Source organism: Pseudopedobacter saltans DSM 12145 (assembly GCF_000190735.1).
Classification (GTDB): Bacteria; Bacteroidota; Bacteroidia; order Sphingobacteriales; family Sphingobacteriaceae; genus Pseudopedobacter; species Pseudopedobacter saltans.
This window is the reverse complement of record NC_015177.1, coordinates 4,105,341-4,121,377: the sequence shown is the minus strand read 5'-3', so window position 1 is coordinate 4,121,377 and position 16,037 is coordinate 4,105,341. Positions and strand designations below refer to the sequence as shown.

14 protein-coding genes are annotated in these 16,037 nt (G+C 36.2%); 10 read left to right on the top strand and 4 right to left on the bottom strand.

The window, feature by feature from the left end; all coding sequences use genetic code 11:
- Nucleotides 1-66 precede the first annotated feature (66 nt).
- The 8 genes from PEDSA_RS17340 (at nt 67) to PEDSA_RS17305 (ending at nt 8,704) form a co-directional block, all read left to right on the top strand.
- Nucleotides 67-552 (top strand): hypothetical protein, encoded by a 486-nt coding sequence (locus PEDSA_RS17340; RefSeq protein WP_148233550.1) that lies wholly within the window; start codon nt 67-69, stop codon nt 550-552.
- A 76-nt stretch (nt 553-628) separates the two neighbouring features.
- On the top strand, nt 629-2,506 hold the full coding sequence (gene mutL, locus PEDSA_RS17335) for a DNA mismatch repair endonuclease MutL (protein ID WP_013634466.1): 1,878 nt from the start codon (nt 629-631) through the stop codon (nt 2,504-2,506).
- Nucleotides 2,507-2,508: 2 nt separating this feature from the next.
- Nucleotides 2,509-3,261 carry a rhomboid family intramembrane serine protease gene (locus PEDSA_RS17330; RefSeq protein ID WP_013634465.1) on the top strand — a complete coding sequence of 251 codons (753 nt, stop codon included), beginning with the start codon at nt 2,509-2,511 and terminating at the stop codon, nt 3,259-3,261.
- An 11-nt stretch (nt 3,262-3,272) separates the two neighbouring features.
- On the top strand, nt 3,273-4,151 hold the full coding sequence (locus PEDSA_RS17325; RefSeq protein WP_013634464.1) for a rhomboid family protein: 879 nt from the start codon (nt 3,273-3,275) through the stop codon (nt 4,149-4,151).
- Nucleotides 4,138-5,256, top strand: coding sequence for an endonuclease/exonuclease/phosphatase family protein (locus PEDSA_RS17320; RefSeq protein ID WP_013634463.1), 1,119 nt, complete (start codon nt 4,138-4,140; stop codon nt 5,254-5,256). The genes PEDSA_RS17325 and PEDSA_RS17320 overlap by 14 nt, the downstream gene beginning before the upstream one ends.
- Nucleotides 5,257-5,441: 185 nt before the next feature.
- Nucleotides 5,442-6,902, top strand: a complete 1,461-nt coding sequence (cysS, locus tag PEDSA_RS17315) for a cysteine--tRNA ligase (protein WP_013634462.1) — start codon at nt 5,442-5,444, stop codon at nt 6,900-6,902.
- 25 nt (nt 6,903-6,927) lie between these two features.
- Complete coding sequence (locus tag PEDSA_RS17310) at nt 6,928-7,782, top strand: hypothetical protein (RefSeq protein WP_013634461.1); 855 nt, start codon at nt 6,928-6,930, stop codon at nt 7,780-7,782.
- A gap of 361 nt (nt 7,783-8,143) precedes the next feature.
- Nucleotides 8,144-8,704, top strand: coding sequence for a type 1 glutamine amidotransferase domain-containing protein (locus PEDSA_RS17305; protein ID WP_013634460.1), 561 nt, complete (start codon nt 8,144-8,146; stop codon nt 8,702-8,704).
- A 188-nt stretch (nt 8,705-8,892) separates the two neighbouring features.
- On the opposite strand, the gene PEDSA_RS17300 is transcribed toward PEDSA_RS17305, so the two are convergent.
- The 3 genes from PEDSA_RS17300 to PEDSA_RS17290 are packed head-to-tail and all read right to left on the bottom strand — an operon-like array spanning nt 8,893 to nt 12,073.
- On the bottom strand, nt 8,893-9,858 hold the full coding sequence (locus tag PEDSA_RS17300) for an AAA family ATPase (RefSeq protein ID WP_013634459.1): 966 nt from the start codon (nt 9,856-9,858) through the stop codon (nt 8,893-8,895).
- Nucleotides 9,851-11,215 carry a peptidylprolyl isomerase gene (locus tag PEDSA_RS17295; RefSeq protein ID WP_013634458.1) on the bottom strand — a complete coding sequence of 455 codons (1,365 nt, stop codon included), beginning with the start codon at nt 11,213-11,215 and terminating at the stop codon, nt 9,851-9,853. The genes PEDSA_RS17300 and PEDSA_RS17295 overlap by 8 nt, the downstream gene beginning before the upstream one ends.
- 6 nt (nt 11,216-11,221) lie before the next feature.
- On the bottom strand, nt 11,222-12,073 hold the full coding sequence (locus PEDSA_RS17290) for a hypothetical protein (protein WP_013634457.1): 852 nt from the start codon (nt 12,071-12,073) through the stop codon (nt 11,222-11,224).
- A 529-nt stretch (nt 12,074-12,602) separates the two neighbouring features.
- Between PEDSA_RS17290 and PEDSA_RS17285 the strand changes: the two genes are divergently transcribed.
- Together PEDSA_RS17285 and PEDSA_RS17280 are read left to right on the top strand one after the other, a co-directional pair.
- Nucleotides 12,603-13,142 carry a hypothetical protein gene (locus PEDSA_RS17285; RefSeq protein ID WP_013634456.1) on the top strand — a complete coding sequence of 180 codons (540 nt, stop codon included), beginning with the start codon at nt 12,603-12,605 and terminating at the stop codon, nt 13,140-13,142.
- Nucleotides 13,143-13,145: 3 nt separating this feature from the next.
- Nucleotides 13,146-13,727 carry a non-canonical purine NTP diphosphatase gene (locus tag PEDSA_RS17280; protein WP_013634455.1) on the top strand — a complete coding sequence of 194 codons (582 nt, stop codon included), beginning with the start codon at nt 13,146-13,148 and terminating at the stop codon, nt 13,725-13,727.
- Between the two features lie 178 nt (nt 13,728-13,905).
- Here the strand turns inward: PEDSA_RS17280 and PEDSA_RS17275 are convergent, their stop codons facing one another.
- Entirely contained in the window at nt 13,906-16,014 is a 2,109-nt protein-coding gene (locus PEDSA_RS17275) for an OstA-like protein (RefSeq protein WP_013634454.1), read from the bottom strand.
- Nucleotides 16,015-16,037 lie beyond the last annotated feature (23 nt).

Below are 16,037 nucleotides of genomic sequence, written 5' to 3'. Positions count from 1 at the left end.
ACAAAAATTTATTCATTATTTACAATTTAATGACTATTTTCACGTATAACAGATAAAGCCATGTTTATGAAATCAAATATCATAACATTTATACTAATAATGATGTTTTGCGGGGGAATATCCTTTGCCCAAACACCTGCTTTTTCTGTTATTAAACTAAATCCTAACGACACAACATTCGTTAGAGTATATAACGGTGTGGTGGTAAATAAGGATTTTCAAATTAAAGGATTTAATTCTATAAAGACCATTACGGATAAAAACGAAGCTAACAGATTGGTTTTACAAAAAAAACCTTTGATGATCATCGAAGATAACAAAACCGATTTTGAGTATCAGATAGAGAATAAGCTTTTTACTAAAAATGCTTCGCTGATAAAAAACCTGGATTATCCGCTAATCACAAGACCGATTGCCATTAATGGAAAAATAGTTCCTAAATCAGCGCTTAACGATATAAATTTTAGCGAGATAAAATCCGTGACCTATTCAAAAAGAAAGTTTGTAGACGGACAAGACACTCCCTTTGGTTGTATCGATATTTCGATGTAAAAACCTGATTTTTATTCCTTGTTTTTGAAAACCTAATGACTCAATAGCCCTAAAAAATACTTAAATTAGCGGCTCTATGTCAGATATCATACAACTTTTGCCCGATTCGGTTGCTAATCAGATTGCTGCTGGGGAAGTAGTCCAAAGGCCTGCTTCCGCAGTAAAAGAACTGATCGAAAACTCGATAGATGCTGGCGCTGATAAGATTCAGTTGATTATTAAGGATGCGGGCAAAACACTTATACAAATAATAGACAACGGTTGTGGAATGAGTCCAACAGATGCAAGAATGTGTCTGGAACGACATGCCACTTCTAAAATAAGAAAAGCCGAAGATCTCTTCGCTATTCGCACCATGGGTTTTCGGGGCGAAGCAATGGCTTCTATAGCTGCTATTGCCCAAATGGAAATCAAAACTAAAAGACATGAAGATGAGCTTGGAAATTCTATTATTGTAGAAGGTTCCGAAGTCATTAATCAGGAGCCATGTGCTGGTGCTAATGGAACATCCATCAGTGTTAAAAACCTTTTTTTCAATATTCCTGCAAGAAGGAACTTTTTAAAAAGTAATGCCGTAGAAATGCGTCATATCATAGACGAATTTCAGCGTGTTGCGCTGGCACATCCGGAAATACATTTCACCTTACATCACGACGGACAGGAGGTTTATCATCTCCCTCAGGCAACATTAAAACAAAGAATTATACATCTGCTGGGGAACAATTATAATGAAAGGCTTGTCCCTGTTGATGAAGACACGAGCATCATACAATTGAAAGGATTTATCGGTAAACCGTCTTTTGCAAAGAAGACAAGGGGCGACCAGTTTTTCTTTGTCAATAAAAGGTTTATAAAGGATCCATATCTCAACCATGCTGTTATGGCCGCTTACGAAGAGCTTCTAACAGAAGATAGTTTTCCTTTATATGTCTTGTTTATCGATATTGATCCATCCAGAATAGATATTAACGTACATCCCACGAAAACGGAAATTAAATACCAGGACGATAAAGCGATTTACGCCATTATCCGTTCAGCAGTAAAAAGGTCGTTAGGAAAGTACAATATTACCCCAACGCTGGATTTCGACCAGGAAACGGGTTTCGAGAGAATGATTACGCACAAACCCCTGGATGAAATCACTCCGCCTCAAATCAGTTTTAATCCAAATTTTAATCCCTTTGGGAATGAGGTCTCTACAGTAAAATCAAAATCAGATAACTTTAGGGCTATTGCAGAAAGAACCAATTCTGGTTCGGGCAATTGGTCTACTTTATACAATATCGTTGAACAGGAAAAGGCGGAGCAAATCCCTTTGGATTTGGGGGTAACCACAACTGTTTCTTTAAATCAGGAAGATTCTGTAGAATCTCCCGTAGCCGACAATAGAAACCTTTTTCAGATCCATCAGAAATACATCATTTCCCAAATAAAATCGGGATTTATGTTGATAGACCAGCAAGCTGCACATGAAAGGATATTGTACGAAAAATTCCTGGAACAACTTGAAAGTCATAAAGGATTAAGCCAACAGAGTTTATTTCCGCAGACCATTACGTTAAATGCGATGGATTTTGCTCTAGTTAATGAACTATTACCTTCTTTTCATGCTTTGGGTTTCCAAATCAGAGAATTTGGCAAAAACACCCTTGTTATAGAAGGTGTTCCGGCTGATATCCCAGAAAACCATAATCTGGCCGAAATGATGGAAAAACTTATTGAAGGTTTTAAAAACAACTATAGTACTTTAAAACTTGATAAAAGAGACAACTTAGCAAGAACACTGGCTAAAAATGCTTCAATAAAAGCAGGGACTGTTTTAAAGCAGGAAGAAATGAATAATCTGATAGATCAGTTGTTTGCTTGCAATATTCCGGGGATTTCTATTTCGGGAAAACAAATTATTATAAAAATAACTTTAGACGAATTAGCGGAACGCTTTAATAAAAGCTAAATATGAGAGAGTTTAGACCCTTATCCAACACCTTTTTTCCACCTGTGGTTAAAAATCTTTTAATCATTAATGGTATTATGTTTTTGGCAACCAACGTATTTGGTGGCAGCCTGGGACTAGACTTAAACAGATTATTGGGATTATATTATTTCGAATCTCCTAATTTCAGGATATGGCAAATCTTTACACACCTATTCATGCATGGAGACATTATGCATATTTTTTCGAATATGCTGGCTTTATGGATGTTTGGTTCTGTGCTGGAAAACTATTTGGGTTCTAAACGGTTTTTACAATATTATATAATAACGGGTTTAGGAGCTGCATGTCTACACTTAGGAGTTCAATATGTAGAGGTTCAGGCTTTGAAACAAAATTTATCTGCCGCTACTATACATGAAGTGCTAACTAACGGAGCGAATGTAGTAAAACAGGGAATGATGTACAGTGATCCAAAAGCAGCAGCATATACTGCCGCGCTTTTCTTTCCAACTGTTGGAGCTTCGGGTGCTGTATTTGGGCTACTGCTCGCTTTTGGAATGTTGTTTCCTAATGCTTTGATATATCTATACTTCTTTTTACCAATAAAAGCGAAGTATTTTGTAATACTTTATGGACTTTTTGAGTTATATAGTGGTATAGCAAATAACCCTTCCGATAATGTCGCTCATTTCGCGCATATCGGGGGAATGATTTTTGGATATATACTGATTAAAATATGGCGAATTCGTAGGCCTGGTGATTTTTACATGTAAAATATAAGATCATGAATACGTATAACGAGCTCAAATACAAAGTTTTTAATTCTGGAAGCAAGGTTAATTTGTTTATCGGGATTAATGTTATCGTATTTTTAATGCTGTCTATCATATCTCTTGTAAGTTTATTGTTTTTTAAACAGGGAGGGATAGACCTTTTTACCTACGAATATCTGGGAGTTCCTGCAAACTTACATAGTCTATTATACAGATTCTGGACTCCTTTCACTTATATGTTCGTCCACGAAGGTATTTGGCATATTTTATTTAATATGCTTTGGTTGTTTTGGATGGGTAAAATTTTTGAAGGTTTTCAAAACCCTAAAAAACTAACTTTCTTATATATCTTAGGCGGGATTTCGGGAGCTGCATTTTATATCATTTGCTATAATTTGATTCCTGCTTTTAAAGATTCTGCACCAACGTCTATAGCTGTGGGTTCGTCTGCAGCTGTAAGCGCAATAGTTATAGCAACGGCTACACTTCTGCCTAATTATTCTATACAGTTATTATTATTCGGGTCTGTCAAATTAAAATGGCTGGCTTTAGTTTTTATAATTATTGATGTAATTAGCCTGGCTGGCTCAAACGCAGGCGGGCATCTCTCCCATCTGGGCGGAGCGTTGTTCGGTTTCTTTTACATCAAATCGCTTCAGAATGGCAAAGATTGGAGCAAAGTTTTCGAGAATGTATTTAAGCCAAGAAAAAAGCTTAAAATTGTATCGAAAAATTTCGATGTAGAGTCACCGTCTAATAACGATCAATTGCCTAATCAGGAAACTGTAGATGCTATTTTAGACAAAATTTCTCAGTCGGGTTATAATTCATTAAGCAAAAAAGAGAAAAACACGCTATTTAGAGCGAGTCGGGGAAATGAAGAAGAATAAGAGAAATTCCTATTTAGATAAATCAATTCTTTTCTTTAATCTAATTGTCATTGCTTTACTGCTTCTAAGCTATTTAGCGACAACAATTAGTCCGGAAAAGTATTGGTTTTTGGCTTTTTTAGGGCTTTCTTATCCCTTTATACTTCTCGCTAATATCTGCTTTATACTGTTATGGGCTATAAAAAAACGCTGGTATGCTTTTCTTTCTTTTTTAGCTATTTTAATTGGATATCAAAACCTTACCAGAACAATTGGTTTAAGGAAAAAAGAGACAGCTCATTATTTGAGGGATTCTTCTTCTGTTCGCTTAATGACCTACAATGTGCATCATTTCAAACAATTTGGTTCGGAAGTTGACTCTAATGCAAGGAATAATATTTTAGATCTTATAAACGAAGAGCAACCCGATGTTATAGCAATTCAGGAGTTTCTAACCAGAAAAAAGGGTAAATTAAAGAGCGAGAATAATATCCGTAAAATTTTAGGTACCGAAGATTATTATTTCTATAGTACCAGTGGTAATGATTATGAATCTATGGGTATAGCCATATTCAGTAAATTACCTATCGTCAATAAAGGCAAATTAACCGAACTAGATCCAAAAGGTTCTAATAACGGACTGTGGATAGATGTAAAGAAGAACAATAAGGTTTTTAGAATTTACACTATACATCTGGCTTCTATCGCCTTCGCTCCTGTTGACTATTACTATTTCAAGAGGATATCAAACATGAAGACGGAGGATGAAGATATTAAACATGGCAGGCGGATTCTGTCCAGGCTAAAATCTGCCTTTGTCCGCAGGGCTAAACAAGTAGAAATATTAAAATCCTACACCGATAGCTGCAAGACTCCTTTCGTTATTATGGGCGATTTTAATGATACTCCGGTTTCATATAGTGTAAACCAGATCAGCAAAGATCTAAAGAATAGCTTTATTGAAAAAGGAGTTGGTATCGGCAGAACCTATAATGGCGATTTCCCAAATTTCCAGATAGACTATATCTTAACTACTAAAGACTTCGATATCCATACTTATAAGATTATAAAAAAAGCATATTCTGATCATTATCCGGTGAGAGTGGATGTGAGTGTTGGCAAATAGTCCGAAGTCTGGGGACGGGAGACCGAAGTGTTATTTGTTGTTCGATATTCATTGTCCGCTGCTGATAAACGGAAAATGAAACTCGACAAACGAACAACGATAAACGAAAGACAACAAATCTACCATCAACAACAGCTCCTCATTCGTCATGCTAATGCTTCGACATTTTTTGTAGATTTGCAACCATGTACGATAGTCTTTTTATTTACAATACCATTTCCAGAAAGAAAGAAGAGTTTAAGGCAATAAATCCACCGTATGTAGGAATGTACGTTTGCGGGCCAACCGTATATAGCGATGTCCACTTGGGGAACTGCAGGACTTTCATCTCTTTTGACCTGATTTACCGCTATCTTATGCATTTGGGCTATAAGGTTAGATATGTAAGAAATATTACCGATGCGGGTCATTTGGAAGGAGATGGTGATTCGGGAGAAGACAAGATTTCTAAAAAGGCAAAGCTGGCTTCTTTGGAGCCAATGGAAATTGTACAAACATATACCAATGGTTTCCACGATATGATGAAGGTTTTCAATGTATTACCTCCAAGTATCGAACCTACAGCCACCGGACATATTATTGAGCAGATAGAAATGGTAAAAACCATTTTAGCTAAAGGCTTGGCTTACGAGGTTGATGGATCTGTATATTTTGATGTTGAAAAATACAATCAGCATCATAATTATGGAGTGTTGAATGGCAGAAAACTGGAAGATTTATTAAACAACACCCGCGAATTGGGTGGACAGGACCAGAAACATGGAAAACTGGATTTTGCATTGTGGATTAAAGCTAAACCCGAACACCTGATGCAATGGCCTTCTCCATGGGGAATGGGATTTCCGGGCTGGCATTTAGAGTGTTCTGCTATGAGCTCGAAATATTTGGGCGAGCAATTTGATATACATGGAGGTGGAATGGATTTAGCACCTACTCATCATACCAACGAAATTGCCCAAAACGTAGCTGCCTGCGGAAAACATCCTGCTAATTATTGGATTCATACCAATATGCTTACTGTAAATGGACAAAAAATGTCTAAATCATTAGGTAATAGCTTTTTACCTCATGAACTTTTTACTGGGCAACATGAGCTGTTAAATAAAGGCTATAGCCCTATGGTTGTTAAGTTCTTTATGCTTCAGGCACATTATAGAAGTACTTTAGATTTCTCTAACGAAGCGTTGGATGCCAGCGAAAAAGGCTTTAAACGTTTAATGAATGCGCTGGGACTTTTAGATAAATTAAAGGTTTCGGAAACAAGTGAAGTAGACTTGAAAGCGATTGAGCAGAGATTTGAATCGGCAATGAATGATGATTTTAATTCGCCTATTCTTATTGCCGAGTTATTTGATGTTGTTAAAACGATTAACTCGATATACGATGGAAAGACTTCAATTTCCGAAGCTGATCTTATCGGATTAACATCTCTATTAAATGAATATGTACATAACATATTGGGTTTAAAAGACGAACTTAGTGAAGGAAACGAGATTGAGCCTTTAATGAACTTTTTGATTAATATCAGAAAAGAAGCCAAAGAGAAAAAAGATTATGCTACTTCCGACAAGATAAGAATTGGCTTACAAGAGATAGGCTATCAGCTAAAGGACAGTAAAGAAGGTACAACCTGGTCAAAAACATAAATAGATTAATTTTGTTGGGTATTAGATGATTCGGAAAGCTCTTTTATTTGTAAACTTCATTCTATTTTTTTGTTTAGCGGGCGTTGCTCAAAAGGCGGGCAATAATGTTAAATCATTGGTTGAAGCCGATGAGAGTTTAAATTTCGCACTTTTCAGAACAGGCGTTCCTAATGCCTTTCTAAAATACGCTGCAGATAATGCGCTCATTTTTCAGCCGGCTCCGGTTTCTATTCACACAAATTTTAAGAAAACAAAACAAAAGGATTCTGGCGAAGATCTTGAATGGAAGCCTGAATATGCCCGTATATCTAAAAAAGCGGATTTAGGCTTTACCAGCGGCAGATTTGAACTTACCGAACTTGGCAAGAAAAAGTTCGGGGTATATCTAAACGTCTGGAAAAACGAGAATGGTAAATGGAAACTTCTGTACCATGCCAAAACCTTCCAGCCTCAACTCATCAGGGAGACTAAGTTTGATTATTTCGAACCTAAAAACCAGGAATTTTACAAGCTGATTGGCCCTCAAAAGACACAAATGCGTGATGATATCGTATTTGGAACTGATGAGTTATTTGGGAAGAGATTAGGATCTAAAAACGGCAATAAATATTTCAGTGAATTCTACGATACAAACGTCAGAATTTATTTTCCAGACAAATATCCTACTTACAGTCTGGAAGAAAGCCTAAACTTCATACTTAAGAATAAGCTAACATTTAAATCTGAACCTAAAGGAGTGCTTAGAGCTTTTAGCGGTGATTTAGCATTTACTTACGGAGAAGCTACTGTTTCGGGTAAACAATATGAGTACATTCGAGCCTGGCAAATAGAAGAAGCTACTGGTAAATGGAATGTTATTATTGATATGTATATGGAATGACAGTAAGTTGGGAGACCGACGACCGAAGTTTGGTTTCCGTCTGTCGAGTTTCGTTGTTCGTTTATCGAATAACGATGAACGAACAACGAGTAATGGCTAACAGTCTTCGACTCGTTACGCACAAAGTGCGCTGTACCGGTATAAAGTAATTCAGAAATCCAAATAAGATAAAGAAGTTCAAAACTCCCGTTTATTTGAATATCCGTAGAGACGCTAGGCTTAACTCTACGGACAGAAAATCACGAAACCATAAGCAACAACTTTAGTCCCTTGCCCCCTACTTTAAAACGCCATCCCTATTATTTTGGTTTGGTCTTTGCAGGATTATCCCCTATAATTTCACCTATAAAAAACTAATAAGATGGCAGCATTAAGCAATAAAAAGATTGCAATTTTAAGCGAGAATGGCTTTGAGCAATCGGAATTAATAGAACCAAAAAATGCTTTACAGGAAGCTGGAGCGACTGTACATGTTATATCTCCACAAAAGGATACCATTAAAGCATGGGATAAAGACCATTGGGGCATTGAAGTGAAAGTAGATAAATTATTAACTGATACCAATCCCGAAGATTATGATGGTCTGTTTATTCCAGGCGGTGTAATGAATCCCGATACTATGCGGAAAAACGAAGATTGTGTAAACTTTGCAAAGGCATTTATGGAAAGCGGAAAACCTGTTGCGGCGATTTGCCATGGCCCGCAATTATTAATAGAAACCGGAGAACTGAAAGGTAAAAATATGACCTCTTATCCTTCTATAAAGACAGACTTAATTAATGCAGGCGTAAACTGGGAAGACAGCGAAGTAGTTGTAGACAAAGGACTAGTAACCAGTCGATCGCCAAAAGATATTCCTGCATTTAATACGAAGATGATTGAAGAATTTGCCGAAGGCAAACACAATAGGCACATACTTTAATTATCGCCCCTCTAAAACATACGAAGTTTATCGCTCATCACCTAATGAAAACTTCGTATGTTTCTTATCAAAGAGATTGGCTTTCTAAGTGATTAACTTTATGCTCTGAACGATGGAAATTAAACTACAGACCATCACCTATCAGATTTCGGTATTCAGAACTATTGTCCACAGGCTATCAACGGCACTTACAACACTTGCTTAATAATGTGCTCTATGCTGATTCCATCTGCTTCGGCTTTATAGTTTTTAACCAAACGATGTCTCAAAATTGTTGTAGCAACCGCCTGCACATCTTCAATATCCGGAGAAAATTTTCCCTGGATGGCCGCATGGCATTTCGCTCCAATAACTAAATACTGAGAAGCCCTTGGTCCCGCTCCCCAACTTATATACCGATTTACAATCTCTGCAGACAAATCTGTTTGCGGCCTTGTTTTAGCAACAAGTTTTACCGCATATTCCAGTACATTATCTGCAACGGGGATATTTCTTACCAACTGCTGAAAGGCTGAGATATCTGCCGCTGTTATAATTTTATTAAGTTCCTGTACCTGAGTACCGGTTGTATTCTTTACAATAGCCAGTTCCTCTGCAAAACTGGGGTAGGTAAGATGCACATTAAACATAAACCTATCTAATTGCGCCTCAGGCAACGGATAAGTTCCTTCCTGCTCTATAGGGTTTTGAGTAGCCAAAACAAAAAATGGTTTTGGCAATTGATGAGTAATTCCGGCAGCTGTAACACTTTTTTCCTGCATTGCCTCCAATAAAGCTGCCTGAGTTTTAGGTGGAGTTCTATTGATTTCGTCAGCCAAAATAATATTTGCAAAAACAGGACCTTTGATGAATTTAAAAGTTCTGTCTTCTCCCAAAATCTCGCTTCCTACAATATCTGAAGGCATTAAATCAGGTGTAAACTGGATACGATGAAAACTTAAATCCAACACTCGGGATACGGTTTGTACCAATAAAGTTTTGGCCAAACCCGGAACACCCATTAACAAACAATGCCCATTACTGAAAATAGAAACCAAAACAAACTTAATCACCTCATCCTGTCCAACAATAACCTTAGAAATTTCATTTCTAATATCGTGATAGGCTTGGTTTAATGCCTTGATTCCTTCTATTTCAGAACTGTATTTACTCATTATTTGCAGAAACGGCTGTATCCTTTATCCAATCTTTTAATATATCGCAATTATTAAAATCTTTATCTATTCTTATGTAAGTAGATTTTCTTCTTTTTTCGAACCAATCACTTACTACCTTACTTGTCTTTTCTTCGTAGGCAGCTTCCTTGATCTTGGGAAAATCCTGCTCTAAGTTTGCAGTATGTGGTGGTATTTTAGTTTTCAGATATAAAAATCTATATCCCTTTTTACCTCTGTTATCAGTAAATACATCTGGTTTAGAGTAGCTTCCCACTTTCATGGTATCTACAACCAGGAAAATAGACGGATCCAATTTATCGGTTGGAATATAAGTTGTTCTGTTGGAACTCTCGTAATTTAAGATCATTCCGCCATTATACTTTGTATCGTTATTTCCCGAATATAGAGAAGCAGCCGCGGAGAAATCCATTTTTTTGGCAACTACTTTTTGGTAAATAGAATCTATTTCAACTCTTGCCCGTTCCAGTGCTGCGGGGGGACTATCAGGAACAATTAAAATATGCCTTGCTCTTACGTTTTCCCCTCTCCTCTCCAGAACTTCCAAAAAGTGAAAACCGAACTCTGTTTCGAATACCGGAGACAGTTCTCCCGGTTTTAGTTTAAATGCCCAGGCAGTAAATTCCTTTGCCATGGTATTTCTGTCAAAAAAAGGCAACTCTCCACCGTCTCTGGCAGATCCCGGATCTTGCGAATACAATCTCGCCAGGGTAGCAAAGCTATCTCCGTTTTTAATCCTTAATCTTAAAGCTTCAAGTTTATCTTTATAGGTTTCCTTTTCCTCTTTGGTAAGTTTAGGATAAATAACTATTTCTCCCACTTCAACTTCTGTATTGTATACCGGTAAAGAGTCTTTTGGAATAGCCTGATAAAAACGTCTTACGTCTAAAGGAGTTACTTCAACTTTCTCGGTAATTTTCGCCTGCATTTTCTGCGCTACCAATTGTTCCCGAATATCTGGTCTGATCTCATCTTTATACAAAATAACAGGTCTTCCCAAAAATTCCTCCAACCGTTGCTCGCCACCCGCTCTGGTTATCATGGTACGCATCCTTCTTTCCACTTCGTTATCTACATCGCCATCTTCAACTACAATAGAGTCAATGGCAGCCTGCTTGGTCAACAACTTTTGGCTAAGCATACTTTGCATAATATAGCATTTGATATTAGGATCTGGTTTTGTGCCCTGCAAAATGTATTGTGCGTATTGTTGCTCAACTTCTGACTGTAAAATAATATTGTCACCAACAACAGCAACAACTTTATCTATTACTTTCTTTTGAGCAAATAAATTACTGCTCATTATAAGCAGCGCTATGACTAAGTATCTTTTCATCTATGGCTAATATACTTCTAATTCGTTGTTTTTTTGTGCCTCAAGAAAAACTTCTCGTTCCATTTGGCTAATTAATTTCAATTTTCTATGATTCAATATCATATTTCTTATATTCTCCTTTTCGAAAGTCAAAGGGGAAAGACTATCTCTAAATTTAGAGTCCCGCAAAATTAGGAGATATAATGTATTATTTTCAGAAATTTGAAAAATGCGATTCAAAGTCTGAAAATTATGCTCTCCTAACTGATTCAAAGGCAAACTTTTGGATAAATCGTCTATATAATGCCAGTTTGTATCTAAAAGAGAAAAGGAAGGTGAATACTTAAAACAATATTTCTCCAATAAATCCCTGTCACTTACATCCTTAGAAACGAAAAGCTTTTTCACCATCTCTACCTTCGGAGCTCCTTCAGGTAATTTAATATAAGAAATCTTCAGTATTGGCTTTTTCAACAAGAAAATATCTTTATGCTGATTATAGTACTCCTCTATTTCTTTTTCGCTAACGATGGTATCTAATTTTTGTTGTATCAGTTCCTGCTCGTATTGATACCTTATTAAAGTTCTTTTGTAGGTTTCCAACTGTTCCTGAATGGACCTTTCGTCTAAACTGACATTCCGCTCGGCTTTCTTTAATAAAACTATATTTTGCTGCCATTGATCTATAAACGCTTTTACAATGGCAATGCTATCATTTCCATGTACATTATGCGGAACAATACCAGCAACATCTTTTTTGTAGAGATATTCATCAAATGCTCTTGCTATAGGCTCATCCTTTTTATCAAAGAAACGACAGGAAGAGATCGCTAAAGAAATACCGAAAAGTAAAAATAGTTTGTCAAACATTCTCCTCATCAACGTTGCAGTTATAGCTTCTAAAGCTCTATCTATAAGATTGTAAAGATGCTATTTTTTTAACTAAATTAATTTGTTTTTATTGCAACATTAGCGTTTTAACCATTTTTAACACTAGTAAACATTTATTAAAAAAGGATGTATACGCTATGGATCAATTTGGATATTGCATGTACTTTAACAAAGTTGATAACATGTCTCTATCATGAAAGAAGAAAAAAACATTTGATGATGCAGAGCTGGAACTTTTGAAAGAAGGCCTAAAACATACTTATAAAGAACGTTTTGAAATGGCCACTCGTTTATATAAAATTCAACAGACCATAAAAAAAGCAACCATTATCCATAAACCTTATACTAGTAAATAATAGTGGATATTTTTGACGAAGAAATACTGTCCCATTAGAAGAAACGAAACAGTTAAGAGAAAAATCTTAAGATATTTTCCTTCAGCACCCTATTATTCCTTCTCCGAAATGAAGTTCTGAGTTAACTATCAAAATTTATGTTTATTATGTAAATTTGACGAATGGAAACTTTAAAAACAGAAAATGCTCTAGCTTTGAGTTTACTCCTTAATGAAGAAATCTATGTTTTTAAAGATGAGATTGCAAGTAATATCCAGAAAGAAATAAAACCGGTGGAAGATATTCCTTCAACAGGGAACAATCATCAGGAGAAATCTTCCCCTGTTTTCAATTACTTAGGAGAAAACAACCAATCTGTTTTGGTAATTGTTAATGACCCTGAAGAGGAGTTTTTAAATCAAACCGATTTGATCTTCCTGCTTAGGATTTTATCAGCAAAAAAATTAGAGCTTAGAGATATTGCGATCCTTAATTTAGCCAGACACAGCAATTACAACGTCGATAATTTAAAGGGCTTTTTTGCCTGCAATAAGATCTTAACCTATGGAATAAACCCTAGCATTTTAGGCATGCAGGGTTTAACTTCTAATACTTTGTTAGAAGTTAATGGCATTAAATTTTTAGGGACATGGTCCTTAAGGCAAATGGTTAATGATGACAATAAAAAAAGAACTTACTGGAACGTTCTGAAACTTTTTTAAGATATGACAAAAAGAGATTTAGTTTTTGCAACAAATAACCAACATAAAGTTGCAGAAGTGCAGTCTAAAGTAAACGGGAATTTCAATATTATCAGCCTAACAGATATTGGCTGTACAGAAGATATTGTGGAAGATGGAACGACGCTTGAAGAAAATGCTTCGATAAAAAGCAAATATGTTTATAACAATTATCAGAAAGATTGCTTTGGCGATGATACCGGTCTTGAAATAGAATATTTAAATAATGAACCCGGCGTTTATTCTGCCAGATATGCCGGAGGTCGGGATCCTGAAAAAAACATTGAACTGGTTCTTGAAAAGCTTAAAGGAGAATCTAACCGAAAAGCAAGATTCAGAACCGTTATTTCCCTAATTATAGACGGCAAGGAACACCTTTTTGAAGGTATTGTAAACGGAACGATTACAGAAGGAAAATCGGGATCGGAAGGCTTCGGTTATGATCCTATTTTTAAACCAGATGGTTACGATATTACATTCGCGGAGATGTCGATGGAACAAAAAAACCAGATTAGCCACAGAGGCCGGGCAATGGAAAAACTATTGGAATTTCTTACTGGAATGTAACAGCAGAAACGCTGTTTAAAAATGGATCATTAAAAATTAAGTTAGTTCATAGACTGCTTCATACATCGTAGTGACGCTCCTATTAGGTCTCCGAGAGCCTGTTCCGATTTTTCGGAAAGGAACGACGAAGCAATCTTTATTATATAAATACTTTGATTGAAATTTAAACAGTTTTTAATTATTTCTTTTCCAATTCTTTTGCTTTATTCTGAATTGCCGCTTTCGGTTTTGGCGCTGCTTTCGCCGGTGGCGTTTGCTTAGTTGGTACCGGCGCTTTCTTTCTAGTATTATTTACAATTTTCGGCTGACTAAATATCTCTGCTTTAGATTTAGGTCTTTCTTTAGGCTTCCAACTAAAATTCGGTAATGTTTTTAATTCTTCTGTTACCTGTGCAATAGGATAATAAGTCATTTCGGGCTTCTTCAGAAAGAGAATACTCATTAAACTATCATTGGAAAAATTAATTCTCATCCGCGAGGCCAACGTTCTTAACATTCCCTTATTGGATGTAGTGTCTTCCGGGAAATAAATACTTTCAGCATTACCGTCAACAAAAACACGATCCAATTTTTCATTGACAAAGTAACCTTTCATCATTTTTCCCGCTACCTGATTAAAAGTGATAGAATCTTTTGTATTTACAACAATCGAGTTTCTAATCATATCCATATTATCAAGCTTACCATTTACCAACTGCATATACATCGTATCTGCAACGATCTGGCTACCTTGTGCCCAAACTATTGGAGATCTGTAAATCCGAAGCGTCGAATCTCCATAGCTAAAAAACGCCGAATCGGACTTTGCCTGCAAATCTGATTTAAACACCTTTACATTTCTCCAGGCGCTTATTGTCCTTATTTTGGCGGTATCGCTCTCTAACCGAAGTATGCTATCTCTTTGCAGACTATCTGCAACAAATAATCTTCTATTAAATACTTTTATCTGGGCCGAATCTATTAGACTAGTCGTTTTCCTATCTGCCAATTCCTGCTCCGCAGCTTTCTTCTTTTCCTCTTTCGGCGAAATTAATTCTGCTTTCTCTTGTTTTCTCCTGGCCCTCTTTTGTTCTTTCTTACTCATTAAGACAGGGAGCTTTTCCTTCGACATATCTTTTATAGTAGAATCTGCAATTATAGACGAGTCTGTCTTAAGCTCTAATTTTTCAGAATCGATAATTGTTCCTTTTTCCCTATTTAAACTATCTGTAAGTAAAGAAGACTGAAGGCTGTCTTTTGCTAATGGAGTATTATTGTTTAAAGAATCTACGGTACTCTGCTCTAATTCCATCGGGGCAACCTCTTTAACTTTTCGTGATTCTCTTAATTTGTAAGCCTCTCCTTTTGTAGTAACAGAACTGTATAAAGTATCCGCAGACATCCAGATACTATCTCTTACCAGAGAATCTTTCTGTGTTTCGAATACAACATAAGCGTTCCGTGTTACTTCAATACTTTCATTAGATTTCAGATAATATCCCAAATCGCCATGTAATTCGACTTTCTGGGCGGTGTCTCTGAATATAATATTTTTAACAGCCCTACCGAACCCGGCATTTCTATCGTAAAACAAACTGTCCCCCGTAAGACTTTTAGATGCTTGGCGATAAAGATTTTTCTTACCAAAAGCCGCCTGATCGGTAGCGGTATTATATGTTCCGTTTTCGGTATATAACGTATCGTCCTTTCCGAATATATGTGTTGGACCGTAAAAATAAGCGATTTTACTAATGGAATTGTAACGCAATGTATCAGAAACAATTAAAGCTTCCGGACTTTTCACTTTTACATCATACCTGAAATATGCATCGGCTGAATTGGAAAAGTAATAACCATTTTTACTGGTTAATGTATTAGGCCCGTTAACTATTTTTCCACCATCGTGATATTGCCCAACTTTAGAGGCCATATTATAGATAAGATGATTAGTCGTTAGTACGGCGGTACCATCCAACATTCTAACATTATTAGTCAATACTGCAATTTTTGTATTACCATTGTAATTCAGCAAATCGGAGTAAATATTAATGGTGTCCGCCTGATTGATATGAACGTTACCAAAAGCGTCGAAACTATTTTTTTCTATATAGAAATAGGCACTATCACAGGTAAGAGTAGAATTATCCTGTTGAAATATCGGTTTAATAACTTTTTGAGTATTTTCTCCGTTCCGTTTCATACCTATAAACGACTCGGATTGCAGAAGTTCCACACGAGTTACTTTCTTCTGCGCAAAGAGACTTGCAGATATCAGTAGGAAAATGGTAAAAATGAAATACTTTTTCACGTAGCAAAATTAGTTTTTTGGAA